17 protein-coding genes are annotated in these 15,946 nt (G+C 70.9%); 6 read left to right on the forward strand and 11 right to left on the reverse strand.

All coding sequences use genetic code 11. The annotated features are described in order from the left end of the window. The first annotated feature begins 354 nt into the window (after nt 1-354). Nucleotides 355-1,503 (forward strand): hypothetical protein, encoded by a 1,149-nt coding sequence (locus tag KDL28_RS30640; protein WP_252444215.1) that lies wholly within the window; start codon nt 355-357, stop codon nt 1,501-1,503. A gap of 257 nt (nt 1,504-1,760) precedes the next feature. Here KDL28_RS30640 and KDL28_RS30645 read toward each other — a convergent pair whose 3' ends face one another. Next, on the reverse strand, nt 1,761-2,555 hold the full coding sequence (locus KDL28_RS30645) for a hypothetical protein (protein ID WP_252444216.1): 795 nt from the start codon (nt 2,553-2,555) through the stop codon (nt 1,761-1,763). A 352-nt stretch (nt 2,556-2,907) separates the two neighbouring features. Here KDL28_RS30645 and KDL28_RS30650 point away from each other — a divergent pair, with 352 nt between their 5' ends. Together KDL28_RS30650 and KDL28_RS30655 are read left to right on the forward strand one after the other, a co-directional pair. Further along, on the forward strand, nt 2,908-3,201 hold the full coding sequence (locus KDL28_RS30650; RefSeq protein WP_252444217.1) for a hypothetical protein: 294 nt from the start codon (nt 2,908-2,910) through the stop codon (nt 3,199-3,201). 359 nt (nt 3,202-3,560) lie between these two features. Continuing rightward, on the forward strand, nt 3,561-4,157 hold the full coding sequence (locus tag KDL28_RS30655) for a hypothetical protein (RefSeq protein ID WP_252444218.1): 597 nt from the start codon (nt 3,561-3,563) through the stop codon (nt 4,155-4,157). A gap of 301 nt (nt 4,158-4,458) precedes the next feature. Here the strand turns inward: KDL28_RS30655 and KDL28_RS30660 are convergent, their stop codons facing one another. Both KDL28_RS30660 and KDL28_RS30665 read right to left on the reverse strand, forming a co-directional pair. Then, nucleotides 4,459-6,231 carry a CocE/NonD family hydrolase gene (locus KDL28_RS30660; RefSeq protein WP_252444219.1) on the reverse strand — a complete coding sequence of 591 codons (1,773 nt, stop codon included), beginning with the start codon at nt 6,229-6,231 and terminating at the stop codon, nt 4,459-4,461. Nucleotides 6,232-6,330: 99 nt separating this feature from the next. Further along, nucleotides 6,331-7,065, reverse strand: a complete 735-nt coding sequence (locus tag KDL28_RS30665) for an alpha/beta hydrolase (RefSeq protein ID WP_252444220.1) — start codon at nt 7,063-7,065, stop codon at nt 6,331-6,333. Nucleotides 7,066-7,304: 239 nt separating this feature from the next. Here KDL28_RS30665 and KDL28_RS30670 point away from each other — a divergent pair, with 239 nt between their 5' ends. Further along, on the forward strand, nt 7,305-7,925 hold the full coding sequence (locus tag KDL28_RS30670) for a GNAT family N-acetyltransferase (RefSeq protein WP_252444221.1): 621 nt from the start codon (nt 7,305-7,307) through the stop codon (nt 7,923-7,925). Nucleotides 7,926-7,948: 23 nt separating this feature from the next. Here the strand turns inward: KDL28_RS30670 and KDL28_RS30675 are convergent, their stop codons facing one another. The 5 genes from KDL28_RS30675 to KDL28_RS30695 form a co-directional block, all read right to left on the reverse strand. Further along, nucleotides 7,949-9,280 (reverse strand): DJ-1/PfpI family protein, encoded by a 1,332-nt coding sequence (locus tag KDL28_RS30675; RefSeq protein ID WP_252444222.1) that lies wholly within the window; start codon nt 9,278-9,280, stop codon nt 7,949-7,951. Between the two features lie 5 nt (nt 9,281-9,285). After that, the gene (locus KDL28_RS30680) at nt 9,286-9,762 is read right to left on the reverse strand and encodes a hypothetical protein (protein WP_252444223.1); all 477 of its coding nucleotides are present in this window, start codon (nt 9,760-9,762) and stop codon (nt 9,286-9,288) included. A 63-nt stretch (nt 9,763-9,825) separates the two neighbouring features. Beyond that, nucleotides 9,826-10,482: a response regulator gene (locus KDL28_RS30685; RefSeq protein ID WP_252444224.1), complete on the reverse strand. Its 657-nt coding sequence runs from the start codon at nt 10,480-10,482 to the stop codon at nt 9,826-9,828. Between the two features lie 13 nt (nt 10,483-10,495). Further along, nucleotides 10,496-11,590: a sensor histidine kinase gene (locus tag KDL28_RS30690; RefSeq protein WP_252444225.1), complete on the reverse strand. Its 1,095-nt coding sequence runs from the start codon at nt 11,588-11,590 to the stop codon at nt 10,496-10,498. Nucleotides 11,591-11,622: 32 nt separating this feature from the next. After that, entirely contained in the window at nt 11,623-12,201 is a 579-nt protein-coding gene (locus KDL28_RS30695) for a CGNR zinc finger domain-containing protein (RefSeq protein WP_308216084.1), read from the reverse strand. A gap of 69 nt (nt 12,202-12,270) precedes the next feature. Here KDL28_RS30695 and KDL28_RS30700 point away from each other — a divergent pair, with 69 nt between their 5' ends. After that, nucleotides 12,271-13,449 carry an MFS transporter gene (locus KDL28_RS30700; protein ID WP_252444226.1) on the forward strand — a complete coding sequence of 393 codons (1,179 nt, stop codon included), beginning with the start codon at nt 12,271-12,273 and terminating at the stop codon, nt 13,447-13,449. Nucleotides 13,450-13,492: 43 nt separating this feature from the next. On the opposite strand, the gene KDL28_RS30705 is transcribed toward KDL28_RS30700, so the two are convergent. Both KDL28_RS30705 and KDL28_RS30710 read right to left on the reverse strand, forming a co-directional pair. Then, nucleotides 13,493-13,864 carry a nuclear transport factor 2 family protein gene (locus KDL28_RS30705; RefSeq protein WP_252444227.1) on the reverse strand — a complete coding sequence of 124 codons (372 nt, stop codon included), beginning with the start codon at nt 13,862-13,864 and terminating at the stop codon, nt 13,493-13,495. Nucleotides 13,865-13,896: 32 nt separating this feature from the next. Then, a complete protein-coding gene (locus tag KDL28_RS30710) occupies nt 13,897-14,187 on the reverse strand; it encodes a DUF6191 domain-containing protein (protein WP_252444228.1) in 291 nt (96 codons plus the stop codon). A 63-nt stretch (nt 14,188-14,250) separates the two neighbouring features. On the opposite strand from KDL28_RS30710, the gene KDL28_RS30715 reads away from it, so the two are divergent. Then, entirely contained in the window at nt 14,251-14,649 is a 399-nt protein-coding gene (locus tag KDL28_RS30715; protein ID WP_252444229.1) for a VOC family protein, read from the forward strand. 75 nt (nt 14,650-14,724) lie between these two features. Here the strand turns inward: KDL28_RS30715 and add are convergent, their stop codons facing one another. Beyond that, on the reverse strand, nt 14,725-15,738 hold the full coding sequence (add, locus tag KDL28_RS30720) for an adenosine deaminase (RefSeq protein ID WP_252444230.1): 1,014 nt from the start codon (nt 15,736-15,738) through the stop codon (nt 14,725-14,727). Between the last annotated feature and the right edge of the window lie 208 nt (nt 15,739-15,946).

Genomic DNA, 15,946 nt, shown 5'->3' on the forward strand with positions numbered 1-15,946 from the left:
GCATGTCCGCGGCGAACGCCTCGATCCGCGGGCGGACCTGCTCCATCTCCTCCGGAGTCACACCCGGAACAAGATCACAGACCTGGTGTCAGACCCGGCAGCGACACACCTAACAAAGCCCTACTAGGCGCCGTCGATCTCCCGGAGGGCGGCCACGCGACGACCCGGGGCGCGGAGCTGATCGAGGTAGGGGGTCCCCGGCCGTCACGGGGGCGCCCCGGGGCGCCGCATGGTCCGGGCTGCGCCAGGTCGACGGGATGCCGCACACGCCTCCATGTAACACCTCCTCTGCGGAGGGCTGCGCACGACGGCGTCAAAGAGATATCCTCTATCGCGCTGAAGTAGACTCGGGGTGTGTCGTCTCCCGATAAGGTGCTTCGCAAGAAGATTGCCATCTGTCACATTGTGCGAGATATGCAGTTCCTTTCGCGTGTTGCGTACGATATTGTCGCTAACCAGAACAATCGCGTAATCGTCTCGCTTGCGACCAATGCCCTCACGTCGTTTATGGTCTACGAGTCAGCAAGGTTTATTCGAGGGAGTGCTCCGGAATATCTAGACCTTGCAAATGTCGTCCTCTCGGAGGAGTTGACCGCATCGCGGCACAGCGTCAAGCTCTTCGATGGCGATGAGGCTGGCTATGTCGGCGTCAGTGCCCTGTTTGAGGACGGCTTCCTCCAAGCCGATCGAGAGGCATTCATCGAATCGATCGGATTTGCGCCCTTGCGGGCCTTCGGCGTTGACCTAGGGTTGACGTTCCTAGGTGGCAAGTTGATATATACGACAAATGCCTTGCAGTTCAACTTAGGTCTTGGACCTGGCGCTGCATATCAGAAGGATTCAGGGCAGCGGCTGATGGAGATGGCGCGACAGTGCAGTCAGTTCGCGACGAGTATAGGTTCGGCCACTGGAATTACCGGGCCCGGCGGCTCGTTTGTGGGACGTTTCGATGACTCCATGTTCTGCGCACGGGATACCGTTGCGAGCACCTTCTATGTGGATCTCGCTGATCCCGCCCTAGCGGATGGCTTATCGGCATCGCTGGCTGCGATTTGCGGCATGCTGAATACTCTAACTCTGATGATCGGCCTAGATACGTCGATCGATAACGGCCCAACTGTAACGAAACTACACTTTGTGGTACTGTGGCACGGAGTTCGCGCTCTAGCGGAGATCCAAGCGAAGTTTGGCGAATTCCTCAGCCCCGCATCAAAGGCGGCACTGAATCAGGCCCTCAATCTTGGGTCTGCTGCCGTCGTGCTGACCGACGGTGACAACCGTCTAAGAAACGCGCTGGTTCACTACGGACTTAATAGGCACTACCCGGTCGCTCAACTGGACCCGAGTAGACCACTTTTCGGGCTAGTGGAGACCGTCTATCCGTCACTCGACTACTTCGAGTTTCAGAAAATCGTCTACGATGCTACCTCGCGACTAGCGGAAGTGTTGAACCAGTGGCTCCAAATATCGCCAACAATCGGACGCGCCGCTCCTCGGTCATGACCAGTGGAAGATCGTGTTTACGATCTATGCGACACGCTGACCAAGGATCCGTGGACGCCATTCCGGGTAGCAATGTACCTGTAGGCAGCAGTTCTTGGACCGAGATCTGGTACCGAGATTATCCCCATCGGCGACGCACACTAAGCTCGGCGGGCGCATCTCGACTTCCCAACGTTCTTCGGTCAATCCACGGGGCTACCGCGTCCACGAGTTAGCTTCTTTGTGCCAGCGGAACCAAATCCCAACTCGTTCGTAACCTAGTGATTGGACTGAGCGGCCTCATTGAACTTCTCAAGCCCATCCATAAGGCTTGTAAAAGCCAGCTGAGGATTCGAGAAGAAGCCCACGAGTAGCGCCTCGAAACGTTTCATTATTTCTTCGCGGCGGCCCTTCCAGAACACCCGCTCCTCAAGATCTAGTAGTTCATACAAAAGATCTTCAATGTTTTCCAAGATGGATGCGAATGAATCTACGCTTTCAAGTCTTTCCACATCGGTCAGAGATTTCCACTTGTAATGCACAAAAGCGTTCCGCCTGTCGATGATTTTCTGCGCCAGCACTGTAGAACCATGGGAAAGTCTTGGCAATTCGGCTATGGTCCATAGTTCGCGAATTTTCTCGTTCCAGGTAAACTTTCGCAGTAGAAGATCGGCCAATTTATCAGACAGGCCCTGCCGAATGAATGACTTCCGAAGGAAGCCGTTAATTGTGTGCTCAAGCCACGTGGCATACAGGGTAACACTAATTTCGTAGTCATCCGGCTTGTCATCGTCGAATTGCTCAGCTCTTGCCAAAAGTGCGTCTCGATAATCGACAGTAAGCGCCGTAATTCTACTATTGTCCGTGTTCCGCATCTCATTAAACCAAAAGAGGACTACCGCCTCAACAATTTCATCTGCGGACTTACCTTGAATTTCAACATACCCATACTCTATGCAATTAATCAAACCGTTCTTGAAAACGGGCCGCCAAAAGGTCTCGAACGCGGCCGCCTCTTCTTCCGATTTAAAAGCAAAGACTAGTTCCTTAGGTATTTTAGGAGCGTCGGTCATGAGCACATAGTATCTCCTCGACCGAGCGCGTGAGGAGAGGTTGTTCTGCGAACGTCAGCTCGGAAGACGACCCGGAGCGACTACGCTTCATCTGGGAAACGACTAGCGATGGCGCAGACAGCCGCCGGGCAGGATGGCAAGGGCGACAACACTAGTCCAGCTAGCAAGCTGGGCTGCACTGTGGTTCGTGGGTTCCGAACGGTCGGTGGCTGACCGCATACTTGGATGGTGTCCACGCTGGTCCTGCCATCGTGGGTGGTCCCGGACGTCGAGGCGGGTGCGGGAGTGCGAGCGGGTGAGCTTGCGTCTGCTCCGCCACCAGCCGCACGGCGAGACCACCCGCGATGCTGGTGTGGCCGCCGCGCTGATGTGGCTGACGCTGGGCGAGATCTCGCCGATGACACACCGGGGCGCGTCGGGCGAGCACAGCGCTGGCGGTTCGTGGACGCGCGGTGTGTCGTTCGAACTGGCGCGGGCGGAGAGCTGGGTTGCGCTCTGCGTGGCGGCGGGAGCGCCATCGCCGACCGCGGAGGACTGGCAGCGGCTTGGGGTCGAGCCGGCGGCCTGGTCGACGTGGGTCATCGTCGAGCGGGCGGCGAGGTCGGCGCGCTCCTGCTCGACCAGCACGGAGCGCTCCAGCTCGTAGCCCTTGGTCCGTCGGTGTCCATGCTCGTCCAGTCCGTCGCGCTACGGATGTCACTCAGTTAGTCACTCGCGCTCCCACCACGCCGGTGGTGTGTGGCATCCCGTCGACCTGGCGCAGCCCGATCACGTCGCCGACGGGGGGCAACCTGCCGCGCCAAGTCGACCACAAGGTCTGGGCGACGGAGTCGTTCTGACCTCTCTGGAGCACCTCGCCAAGCTTGCCCCCCGTCGGCGACGTGATAGCCCTCCGGGAGGTCGGCGGGATGCCACACGTCGCCGTCCCCACCCGACCGCCGCCCATGTGCCTTTCCGGTCATCCCGGAGACCTGCCTGCCCGGGGAGGGCACGATACTACTCAATGTGCTTACTCAGGTACCGGTCGTCGCAGCCTCGTTCGGCGCACTTGCAGCGCTGTTGGGTGTCGCATTGACTCAGTTCGCGACGAGTCGACGCGAGACCAAGCAATGGCAGCGACAGCTGGCGCAGGACGAGACTCGGTGGGAACGTGAGCGCCAGGAGCGGCAAGACCAATGGGATCGAGAAGACGCTGCCCGCTGGGAAAGAGAGAGATACAGTGCATACGCCGATCTGCTTGCGAGTGTCGAGAAATGGATTGACGCGGCTCGAAGCGAGAAGCCGAACCCGGCCGTCGGTCGCCCCTATATTACAGAGACCGGTGTGGCACGATTAGACGAAGCACATGAGGGCATCGAGCGTTCTGAGGAAATGGTCGAACTGCTCGCACCTGAGTCACTGCGCGGCAGAGTGCGTGGGATTGCCGTCAAGACTTCCTTCTTTACATTTAAGTACGGCCCAGTTGGTGAATCGATTGATGAGGCGCCTTCCGAGGATAGTGACACGGCATTGGCTGACATAACTCGGGCGCATCTCAACCTGCGTAGTCTGATCCGCAAGGATCTCGGGATCGAGCCGGTCGGCGAAGACGAGGAGTCGTAGCGGCGCTTGCGGCTGCATCGGCACAGAGCCGCGTGGCGCCCGCAGGGCGCCGCCTTGAACTCGTAGAGAAGAAGTCTGAACGCGCTGGCGTGACGTCGGCCTGACCAGGTCTCAGTTCGGGTCTCAGTCCCAGCCCGTTCAGCGAGCCGCATATGCCGCTCGACCTGCACCGATGGCATCGCCAGCAGCCTCGTGAACAGGGCAAACGCTGAAGCGCGGAACTTGAAAGCGAGAGTCCCGCAAGGGTCCGGGGGTTCGAATCCCTCCGCTTCCGCAACACCGGCGCCTGCGCCCGCGGTGGCTATCCCGGCCGGCGTAGGACGGGGAGGTCCAGGTGCGTGGGGTCGCCGAGCGTGAGGGTGAAGGTCTCGCCCGGTGGGCCGTGGTAGGAGAAGCACGAGGCGTCGTGGCCGGCGATCGCGATCCGGATCCGGTCACCGGCGCGGAGCAACGCCGACACCGGTAGCAGCTCGACGACCAGGTCGAGGTCCGCTCCGGGCTCGACCGGGAGGCGGTCGGCGCGGGCGAAGCTGCGCGGTACGCCGAGACCCGTGGGCGCGGCCGGCCCGGACGTCGCCCGCTGGAGGAACCGCAGGCAGCCCTCGGTCAGGTAGGTCACCGAGCCGTCGGGACCGATGTCCTCCAGGTAGACGTAGACCACGCCGTCGGTCCCGCTCGTGGCCAGGCGGAGCGTCGCCACCGGGAAGCCGAGGAGGTGCAGGTCGGCCGAGAGCGGTGCGGAGGTGAAGGTCAGCAGCGTCTCGTCGGCCTCCCGCCGATCAGGGTAGGCCGCGCCCCGGCCGATCTCGCCGGCGAGCCATCGATTGGTGGGGCCGGTCGTCGAGCCGGGATCGACGGCGTACCGCACGGTCGACCCGGACCCCGCACCGTCCGCCAGCTCGCCGGCCGGACCCGGGTGCAGCCGGTGCACGTCGACGTCCTCGGGCGGCCAGGCGTCCACGGTCCGCCACCGGTCCGTGCCGAGCGTGCTGTACGTCAGCGTGCCGTGCCCCGCCGGCGGCGCCGGGTCGGCTCCGAGGTACCGCGCGAAGAACTCCACCAGCCGGCGGTCCTGGCCCTCGGGGGCGGCGAGACCACTTCCGTCGAGCGGATCGACGGGCCGCAGGGGGTCGGCGTGCGTGCGACCGCCGTGCCCCCACGGCCCGATCTCGACCGTCTGGTGGTTGGGCAGGGTGGCGAACCGCGTCAGGGCACCGGTGACGAAGGCGCCGTCGACCCAGCCGACCCGCACCAGCAGGGGGACGCCGGTCGCGGCGATCGCCTCGTAGGCGGCGGCCGGCGTGGTGATCGCCCAGTCGAGCCCTTCGACCCGGTCGTCGTGGAACGGCACCCGGTCCATCAGCTCGTGCACGTCGGTGTTGGACTGGTGCTCCGCGACCGCCTCGGCCAGCAGGGCCCGGCCGTCCGGACCGTCGACCGGTTTGACCGGCGTCGAGGGCTCGATCGATTCCGGGGGCAGCCCCCGTAGCCCGGCCAGTCGCTCGCGGGCCCCGATCACGCCGTCCTTGAGCCGGCTCTCGCCCATCCACCGGGCGAACCGGCCCGCGGTGGCGGCTCCGCCCGGGTAGAAGAGCTGGCGGTACGGGTCGTTCGGGCTGAACAGCGCGGCGACGGCGATCAGGTGCGGATCGCCGAGCCGCGCGACCAGCTCGGCGGCCTGGCCCTCGTAGGACGTGCCGAAGGCGCCGACCCGGCCGTTCGACCACGGCCGGGTCGCCACCCAGTCGATCAGCTCCCCGAAGTCGGCGATCTCGCGTTCACCGAGCTCGCTGGTCCGCACCCCGAACGACGCGCCGGTGCCGCGCGCGTCGGCCACGACGAACGCGAAGCCCGCGGTGTTCCACAGCTCGCCCTCCGCCCGGTTGGTGTCGAACTCGGGGCCGGGGCGAGGCGGCTCCTCCGCGCGGTGGTAGCGGGTGGTCCGGACGACCGCACCGACGGTCTCGCCGGCGGCGACCTTCCCGACCGGCAGCCACACGTCGACAGCGAGCCGTACGCCGTCGCCGACCGGGACGTACACGGACTGCAGCCGCCGGTTCGGGTCGAGGACCATGGCCGCGATCCTGGCCCCGCACGCCGCCGCTCCGGTACCGCATATCCGACGGCATGCCCGCGTCGAGCGGCTCCGCACCGCCGGTCCGACGGCCCGGCCTCACCTCAGGTGCCGGGCGAAGAACCGGTTCGCCGCGTCCCCCTCGAACTGCGGGACGCCGGTGTGCCCGCCCATGTTGGCGTGCAGCGTCTTCTCCGTGGAGCCGAAGGCGTCGAACAGGTCCAGGGCCGTCTGCCGGTCGTTGCCCTCGTCGTCCCACTGCAGCAGGACGTGCAGGGGAATGGTGACCTGCCGGGCCTCCTCGAGGATGGTCCGGGGCACGAAGCTCCCGGCGAACAGGCCCGCGGCCGCGATGCGCGGCTCGACCACCGCCAGCCGGACGCCGATGGAGATCACCCCTCCCGAGTACCCGACCGGGCCGCCGATCTCGGGCAGCGCGAGCAGCGCGTCCAGGGCGGCCTGCCACTCCGGGACCGCCTCGTCGACGAGCGGGAGGATGAGGGCGTCGATGATCTGGTCGCTGACCGGCTCGCCGGCCTCCAGCGCCCGGCGCAGGTCGGCGCGGGCCTGCTCGGCGGCGGCGGAACGGGGCCGGTCGCCGCTCCAGGGGAGCTCGATGGTGGCCGCGGCGAAGCCCTCCGCCGCGGCGTGCCGGGCCCGGGCGACCAGCCGGGGGTACATCTTGTGCAGTCCGAGCGGGGGGTGGCCGAGCAGGATCAGCGGGGCCGGTGCGGACGCGGATCCGGGCGTCCACAGGATGCCGGGGATCTCGCCGAGGGTGAACCCGCGTTCGAGGACGCCGTCGTCGAGGCGCTGGTCGGAGGTGAATCGCATGGTCGTGCCTTTCGGGGGTGCGCGTGAGCGGCGCTCCCGGACGACCTACCGCCCGACCGTGACCCCGGAGGGGAGCACCCATGTCGATACTGCGTCCACGGGTACCACCTCCTCGATCTCTCGCACGGCCGCCGGAAGTTAGCAGTGGTCGTCGTGGCCCGCCAACGGGGTTTCCAGGGCCGGACGCCACGGGCCCTCCGCTCGTCCCGCACGGTGGGGGAGTCCGCCATGGTGGGGGCGTGCACCTGGAACCCACCTACCCGGTCGACACCGCGCGCCTGGTGCTGCGCCCGCTCGCGGACACCGACGTCGACGAGCTGCTGACCTACCGCGGGCGGGCGGACGTGTGCCGCTACCTGCCCTTCGAGCCGATGACCCGGGAGACGCTGCGGGCCCGCCTCGGCGCCGACCTGTCCCGCTCGGCGATCACGGCCGAGGGCCAGGCGCTGACCCTGGGCGTGCGGGTCCGGGACACCGGTCGGCTCGTCGGCGACGTCGTGCTGTTCTTCCGCAGCCAGGAGCACGCGCGCGGCGAGATCGGCTACGCCTTCCACCCCGACGTGGCCGGTCGCGGCTACGCGAGCGAGGCGTGCTCGGCGCTGCTGGGCCTGGGCTTCGACCAGCTCGGGCTGCACCGGGTCATCGCCCGGCTGGACAGCCGCAACGAGGCCTCCGCCCGCCTCGCCGCGCGCCTGGGGATGCGGCGGGAGGCGCATTTCGTGCGCAGCGAGATGGCCAAGGGCGAATGGGTCGACCAGCTCGTCTTCGCCATGCTCGCCGAGGAGTGGCCGGGGTCCGCTGCGCACCGGGTCCAGCAGCGCGGCCGGGGGACGGCCCCGGGTCGTGCGACGGACGGGTGACGAGGAGCGGCCCCGCCGGAACGTCACCCGGTCACGGCACGGCGCCGCCGCCGGACCAGCCGGGCCACCGCGACGAGCACGGCCACCCCCACCAGCGCCAGCAGCACCGGCACCAGGGTCAGCGCCCACGGCCACGCCGGTCCCTCCAGCACCAGGCCCCCGATCGGCAGTTCGAGCACCTTCGCCGTCCACCGCGCCGTCGCGACGTCGGTGGTGCGGGCGAGGTCGACGATCGCGGCGTCGAACGCGAAGCCGGGCGCGGCGTGCAGGTACGTCGGTTCCGGTGCGTCCGCGACCGGCGCGACGGGCCCCGCGGCGGCCCCCGGGACGAGCAGCCGGTCGAGCCGCGGGGCGGCGCCGGCCAGGTCGTCGCGGGGCAGGAACGCCAGGCCGTGCCGGGAGCGGACCGGGCCGCCGTCCTCGCTCACCGCGAGCGTGCGGGCGGCCAGCGACTGGCCGCCGTAGGGGTCGAACGCCGAGGCCAGCTCGATCTCGCCGACGCCGTCGGTGAGCGCCACGCCGATGGTCGGCGGGAACCACCGGAAGCCGGCGTTGAGCATCGCCACCGGGTCGGGGAAGGCGACCTGGGTGGTCACCGGCGGGTCCGCGCGGTGGTGGCGCCACCCGATGGCGGCCGCGGCGTCGTCCGCGGCGGCGGCCCCGAACAACTGCTCCACCACGTGCAGCGTGCCGTCGATGCTGGACAGGATGCCGGCGGTGGTCACGACGTCGCCGTCGTCGACGAACCGCTGGCCGCGCACCCAGTCGACGTCCGGGTAGTTCGCCTCGTAGCGCGGGAAGCGCAGCCAGTGCGCGGTGGCCGGGCGGCCGTCGAGCAGCCCGGCGGAGGCGAGCACCCCGGAGCCGTTGCAGACGCCCAGCAGCAGCGCGCCGCCGTCGTCCTGGGTGCGCAGCCACCCGGTGACGGGCGCCGTGCTCGGCTCGCCGACGTCGGGCAGCGCGGGCACCACCACCACGTCGGCCGCGCCGCCGAGCCGGGCGGCCAGGTCGTCGAAGCTGAGGTCGGGGACGAGGTCCAGGCCGCCGGTCAGCGGCACCGGGGCGCGCCGGGGCCCGACCGTGTAGACGTTGAAGCGGCCGGTCGCGGCGAGGATCTCGTAGGGGGCGAGCACGTCGGAGACGATCGCCCCGCGCTCGCCGACGACCACGGCGGCGGTCGGCCTGCCGGGATCGTGGGCGGCGAGCGCGGGGGCGGGGACGGGACGGTCGGGCCCCGGCTCGTACGGGGCGGCGAACGCCGCGGGCACCGCGACCGCCGCCCCCAGACCGGGGAGCAGCAGCGCGGCGAGCACCACGGCCAGGACGCGGGCGGTACGACGCAGCGCGGTCCGCACCCGGATCAGTGCCAGTACTCCGACCGGCGCCACAACATGGCCACCAGCATCAGCGGGAACATGATCACGTGCCCGGCCGTCATCAGGGCCGACCCGGACAGCGCCCCCAGCCAGTACGGCACCAGCAGCGCCAGGAACGGCACGTACATCACCGCGCACATCTCCACGATCGGCGCCCACCGGTGCCGGCGCACCGCCATCCACGCCGCCATCGCGACGGTCATGTTCGTGGCCATGACGACCGCGTGCACGTCGTCCCTGGCCACCCACTCGGCCGGCCACAGCGGCGCGAGCACGATCATCCCGATGATCATCGCGGCGACCATCTCGACGTAGTGCCCGAGGAACCGGGCGAGCTTGCGGTGGGTCGGGCGGGTGGCGGTCGCGGTGGTGTGGGCGGTGGTGTCGGCGGTCGTCATGGGGCTGCCCTCCCGGTCGAAGTCGTCGCCGTAGAGGGTCGCCGCCGGGCGGGCCGCGGCCATGTGCCGGAGGTCATGGGCGGGGTCACGATCCGCCGTGACCACCGCTGCCGGAGGTCCTCGCCGTCAGAGCAGGTCGAGGGCGCGGGCGCGCAGGGCGGCCTGGGTGCGGTCGCGGGCGCCGAGCTTGGACAGCACGTTCGTGACGTGGTTCTTCACCGTGCCCTCGGCCAGGAACAGCTCGCCGGCGATCTCGCGGTTGCTGCGGCCGTCGGCCAGCAGGCGCAGCACCTCCAGCTCCCGCTCCGACAGCGGCACCACCAGCGGCTGCGGGCGCGGGGCGGGGTCGGGCTCGGGCAGCTGGGCGAAGCGGGCCACCACCTTCGCCGCCACCGACGGCTGCAGCACCGACTCCCCGCGCGCCGCGGCCTGCACCGCCTCCACCAGCCGCGCCGAGGAGACGTCCTTGAGCAGGTAGCCGACCGCGCCGGCGCGCAGGGCGGCGAAGACGTCCTCGTCGTCGTCGAACGTGGTCAGCGCGATCACCCGCACCCCGGGCTGCTCGACGCGCAGCCTGCGGGTGGCGCCGACGCCGTCGAGGACCGGCATGCGCAGGTCCATCAGGACGACGTCGGGGGCGAGCTCGGCGGCCCGGCGCAGCGCCTCGTCGCCGTCGCCCGCCTCGCCGACGACCTCGACCTCGCCGCCCGCGGACAGCAGCGTGCCCAGCGCCTCGCGGAACAGCGCCTGGTCGTCGACCAGCAGCACCCGCACCGGGCTCACCGCACTCCCTCGCTCACCCGGGCACCTCCATCGCCAGCGTGCAGCCTTCACCCGGCGCGGTGTCGAGGTCCAGGCGCCCTCCCAGCCGCGCGGCCCGCTCGCGCAGCCCGACCAACCCGAAGCCCTCCGACGCCGTGCCCGCGGCGCCCGCCCCGTCGTCGTGGACCTCGACCCGCACCACCCCGTCGGCGAACTCCAGCACGAGCCCGGCGTGAGTAGCGCGGGAGTGCTTGCGGACGTTGGTCAGGCCCTCCTGGGCGGCCCGGAACAGCGCCTCGCGCGACTCGTCGGGCAGCGCGCGCTCCTCCCCGGAGATCGTCACCCCGGTCGGGATGCCGGCCGCGGAGGTCTCCTCGGCCAGCGCGGTGAGCGCCGCGGGCAGCGGCGGGACGTGGCGCGGCTCGCGCAGCGCGGCCACCGAGCGGCGCACCTCGGCCAGCGCCGTCTCGGCCTGCTCCTGGGCCTTGGCCAGCACCTCGTCGGCGCGGCCCGGGTCGGCCGAGAGCACCGCGCGGGCCGCCTTGACCTGCATCTGGACCACGGTCAGCGAGTGCCCGAGGCCGTCGTGGATGTCGCGGGCCACCCGGTTGCGCTCCTGGACCGTGGCCAGCCGCTCGGCCTGGGCGGCGTAGTCGCGCAGCTGCCCGTGCGCCTGGGCCAGCTCGTGGCGGGTCCGCTGCTCGCGCAGCAGCAGTTCGGTGATCACCGCGCCGAACAGCACCGACATCAACGTGCCCACGCCCTCGCGGGGCAGGCTGTGCAGCGGCATCCCGACGTGCACGAACGGCGTGGTCGCGACGACCAGCGCGATGACCGGGACCGGCAACCGCAGCACGACGCACTGGCTGACCAGCAGCACCAGCAGCAGCGTCGACCCGACCCCGGCGTCGTAGGTGAAGGTGACGAACGACAGCGGGAGCTGGACCGCGACGTAGAGCAGCGACCACGCGATGTGCCCGCGGCGCTGCACCCACGGGAAGGCCAGCAGGGACAGCGCCGCGAAGACCGCGCCGAACGCCATCGCCGGAGCCCGATCGGGCGCGCCGAGCGAGCCCAGCACCACCGTGAGGAACGCGCCGGCGGTCAGCGCCGCGAGGGCCCGGTTCACGGGGCCACTGTGGGCGCTGCGCGGCAGCACGGTCAATCGGCATCCGGGGCGGCAGCCCGGGCGGCCCGGCGGCGGGCGCGGTGGTTGGCCACGTTGACCCGGTTGCCGCACACGTCGGGCTCGCAGTAGCGGCGGCGGCCGGCCCGGCTGGTGTCCACGAACGCCCCGGCGCAGGTCGGGGCGGCGCAGTGGCGGAAACGGTCGGGTCCGAGCGCGCGCAGCACGCCGAGCAGCCCGGTGCCGGCGAGCAGGGCCAGCTCGTCGGCGATCCCGGCGCCCGGGCGGCTGCGCACCCACCACTCCCAGCGCCCGCCGTGCCGGACCAGGACGGGCCCGACCCCGGTCCGCGCGGTCAGCTCGCCCGCCCCGTCGGCGAGCGACGCGGGGTCGTCGAGGAGGGCGCGCAGGGTGGCCCGCAGCGCCCGGACGGCGGCGACGTCGTCGTCGGTCGGGGTGGCGAGCGACGCGAGGTCGTGCGCGGCGAGGAAGCGGCCCAGCGCGGCCGGGTCGGCGACCAGGTCGCCGGTGCTCACCGCGACCTCGGGTGCGGTGTTGACCAGGTCGGTCGCGACGCGCGCGCCGGTGGCGTGGTCGTCGAGGCGCACCAGCACTGTCGGTCCCCCCTTTGTAAGGTTTGTCGTGACAGTTTAAGCCTTTCGCAAGGAGAGGAGTCCTCGACCATGGCCACACCGCGAACCGAGCGGCCGCTGCGGCCGCGCACGGTCCTGCTGGGCCTGCTGGCGCTCGCGCTGAACCTGCGCGCGGCCCTGGCCGGCTACCCGCCCCTGCTGGAGACCGCCCGCACCGGGCTGGGTGTCACCTCGGCCGCGGCCGGCCTGGTGCAGACCGGGGCCGTGCTGATGATGGCGGTCGGCTCGTTGGCCGGAGCCGCGGCCGGCGAGCGCATCGGCCGGGAGCGGGCGCTGACCGCGGCGCTCACCCTGGTGGCGGCGGGCAGCCTGGTGCGCGGCGCGCCGACGCTGCCCGCCCTGATCGGCGGCAGCCTGCTGGTCGGGTTCGGCATCGGCGTCGCCGGTGCGCTGCTGGCCGGCGTGGTCAAGCAGCGCCTCGCGTCCCGCGCCGGGGCGGTGACCGGCGGATACGTCGTCGCCATGATGGTCGGCTCGACGATCGCCGGCGCGGCGGCCGTGCCGATGGCCGTGGCGCTGGGCGGCTGGTCGGCGTCGCTGGCGGTCTGGGCGGTTCCGGCGCTGCTGGCCGTCGCCGTCTGGGCGCCGGTCGCCCGCCGCGCCGGACCGGGGGAGCCCGCGGCCCGCACCCGGCTCCCGTGGCGCGACCCCTTCGCCCGGCTCGCCGCCGCCTACCTGGCCGGCTCGTCGCTGCTGGTCTACGGCTGGCTGACCTGGCTCTCGCCGTACTACGAGAGCCGGGGCTGGGCGCCGGAGGCCGCCGGGCTGCTGGTGGCGGTGTGGAGCATCGCGCACGTCCCGTCGGCGCTGGCCGTGCCCGCGCTCGCCGAGCGACGCCGCCGCTGGCGGTTCTGGGCGGGTGCCACCCTCGCCGTGATCACGGTCGGGACGCTCGGCGTGCTGCTGGCCCCGGAGCCCCCGGTCGTCGGCCCGTGGCTCTGGGTGGTGCTGATCGGGCTGGGCGCGGGCGCCGGGTTCCCGCTCGGGCTGGCCGTCATCGCCTGGCGGACGCCCGACGGCGCCGCCGGCGCCGCCGTGAGCGGCATGGCGATGGGCGTCGGCTACACCGTCGCCGGGCTCGGCCCGCTGCTGATGGGCCTGCTCATCGACCTGACCGGCGGTTTCGGGGCGGCCGTCGGCGTGCTGCTGGGCGCGGCGGCGCTGCAGGCCGTGGCGATCCTGCGGATCGGCGACCCGCCGCGGGGCTGACGCCGCCACCCGGGGCCGCGCCCGGACGGCCCGCGCCGCCGGATCAGCGGTGCTCGTCCTCGGTCAGCGGGACCACCCAGGCCCGGCGCTCGGCGATCCGGCCGTCGCGGATCACGAACACCTCCGCCATCGACATGCGCACCGGCCCACCGGACTCCCGCGGCGCCCACCCGCGCAGCTCCGCCATCACGGTGTCGCCCTCCTCGACCATCCGCACGACGTCCAGCCGCGGCGGGCCGACGAACCCCGGCCCGTCGATGGCGTCGTCGTAGGCCTGCTTGCCGGTCAGGTGGAAGTGCCCGAAGACCGTCCACTCGATGTCGTCGGTCAAGCAGGACAGGATCGTGGTGTGGTCGTTCGTGCGGAACCCGTCGAGGTAGGTCCGCACCAGCTCCTTGTTCGGCGACTCGCTCATCCGATCCTCTCCGGGCGCCCACCGCGGGCGCCTCAGCGAGGGGTCGGAGCCGGCGGCCCGCTCTCGACGTCGAAGTCGAGCCGGAACCTGCCGTCGCCGTCGCCGACCTCGTCGCGCAGCACGAGCTCGGTGCGCCGCTGCTGCAGCTCGTGGTGCTTGGTGGCGTAGAACAGCGCGGTCACCTCGTCGATCCCGGCGGCCGACAGCGAGGTGTCGCGGCGCCTGCGCCAGGGCAGCACCCAGCCGCCGAGGCGCTCCGCCGCGGCCAGCGCCACCAGCAGGCACACCAGCCCGGGCAACGACATGGCGAACACCCAGCCCATGACCGCGAGCGTAGCCGTAAACCACGTGCCACCGGCCCGGCCGCGGGGCCAGGATCGCCGCCCATGACCGCCCGCATCTCGCACACCACGTTCGACTCCCGCGACGCCCACGCCCAGTCCGTGTTCTGGGGCCGGGTGCTCGGCTTCACCGAGGACCCCGACGACTCCGACGAGCCCGGCCACGAGGAGTGCATGATCTTCTCGGCGGACCGCGGGCAGCGGCTGCTGTTCATCGAGGTGCCCGAGGCCAAGCAGGTCAAGAACCGGCTGCACCTCGACCTCGTCCCGGTCGAGGGCACCCGCGACGAGGAGCTGGCCCGGCTGCTGGAGCTGGGCGCCACCGTCGTCGACGACCGCCGCCGCCCGGACGGCGGTTGGGTCGTGCTGGCCGACCCGGAGGGCAACGAGTTCTGCATCCTGCGCTCCGAGGCCGAGCGGGAGGCCGCGACCGCCACCCCCTAACCCCGTCGAGAACGAACCTGTTGTCGATTGGACCGGTCCAAAACGACAACGACTTCGTTCTCGACGGGATGGGGCTCAGGCGGCGTAGCGGTCGATCTCGGCGAGCAGGGCCTGCCGGGTGGGGTCGTCGCAGAAGGCGGCCCGGGCGCCGGTGCGGGCGATGTCGGCCAGGTCGGCGCGGTCCAGGCCGAAGTCGGTGTGGCACAGCCGGTACTCGGTGTCCAGGTCGGTGCCGAACATGCCGGGGTCGTCGGTGGCCAGGGTGACCGGCACGCCCGCGGCCAGCAGCGCCGGCAGCGGGTGCTCGGCGAGCGACGCGGTGGCCCCCGTGCGCACGTTGGAGGTGGGGCACACCTCCAGCGCGATGCCGTGCCCGGCGAGGTGGGCCAGCAGGGCGGGGTCGGTGGCGGCGCCGATCCCGTGCCCGACCCGCTCGGCGCCCAGCTCGCGCACCGCCGCCCACACCTCGGCGGGGCCCACCGTCTCCCCGGCGTGCGGGACGCTGTGCAGGCCCGCGTCGCGGGCGGCCCGGAAGACGTCGGCGAAGTCGGCCCGGCGCACGCCGCGCTCGGCGCCGCTCAGGCCGAAGCCGACGGTGCCCGCCGGGCGGTGCCCGACGGCGAACCGCAGGGTCTCCTCGGCGCCGGGCAGGCCGAGCGCGGCGTCCGCGTCGAAGATCCAGCCCAGCTCGACGCCGTGCCGGGCGCGCACCAGCTCCCGGCCGTCGACGAGGGCCTGGGCCAGGTCGTCGGGGTCGATGCCGGCCATCCGGTTGCGCACCGGCGTGACCTGGACCTCGGCGTAGCGCACGGTGCGCGCGGCCAGTTCCGCGCCCAGCCCGGCCACCAGCGTGACGACGTCGGCCCCGGTGCGGACCAGCAGGTTCACCCGCCGGTAGACGTCCAGGAAGTGCGGGAAGTCGGTGAACCGGTAGAACTCGGCCAGCGCGTCCGGCTCGGTCGGCACGTCGCCGTCGGGGTGGCGGCGGGCCAGGGTGAGCACGGCGTCGGGCGGGGCGGAGCCGACCAGGTGCAGGTGCAGCTCGACCTTGGGCAGGGCGGCGACGTACGCGGCGATGTCGGTGGACACGATGGGCCTTCCGGGAGGGTGACGGGGACGGGAGCCGCGAACGGCTCACCAGTCGGCGTCGCCCCGGTCGTGGCACGCGCCGTACAGCGGCTGGGCCACCAGCCCGTACCGGTACACGTCCACGGCCCCCACCCTGCTCGGCCGCCCCCGACGGGTCAAGAACTTTGCCGGAGTGGCAACGGAACTTGTCAGTCGGCCCGGGTCGGGA

The organism is Pseudonocardia humida, from assembly GCF_023898865.1.
Taxonomy (GTDB): Bacteria; Actinomycetota; Actinomycetes; order Mycobacteriales; family Pseudonocardiaceae; genus Pseudonocardia; species Pseudonocardia humida.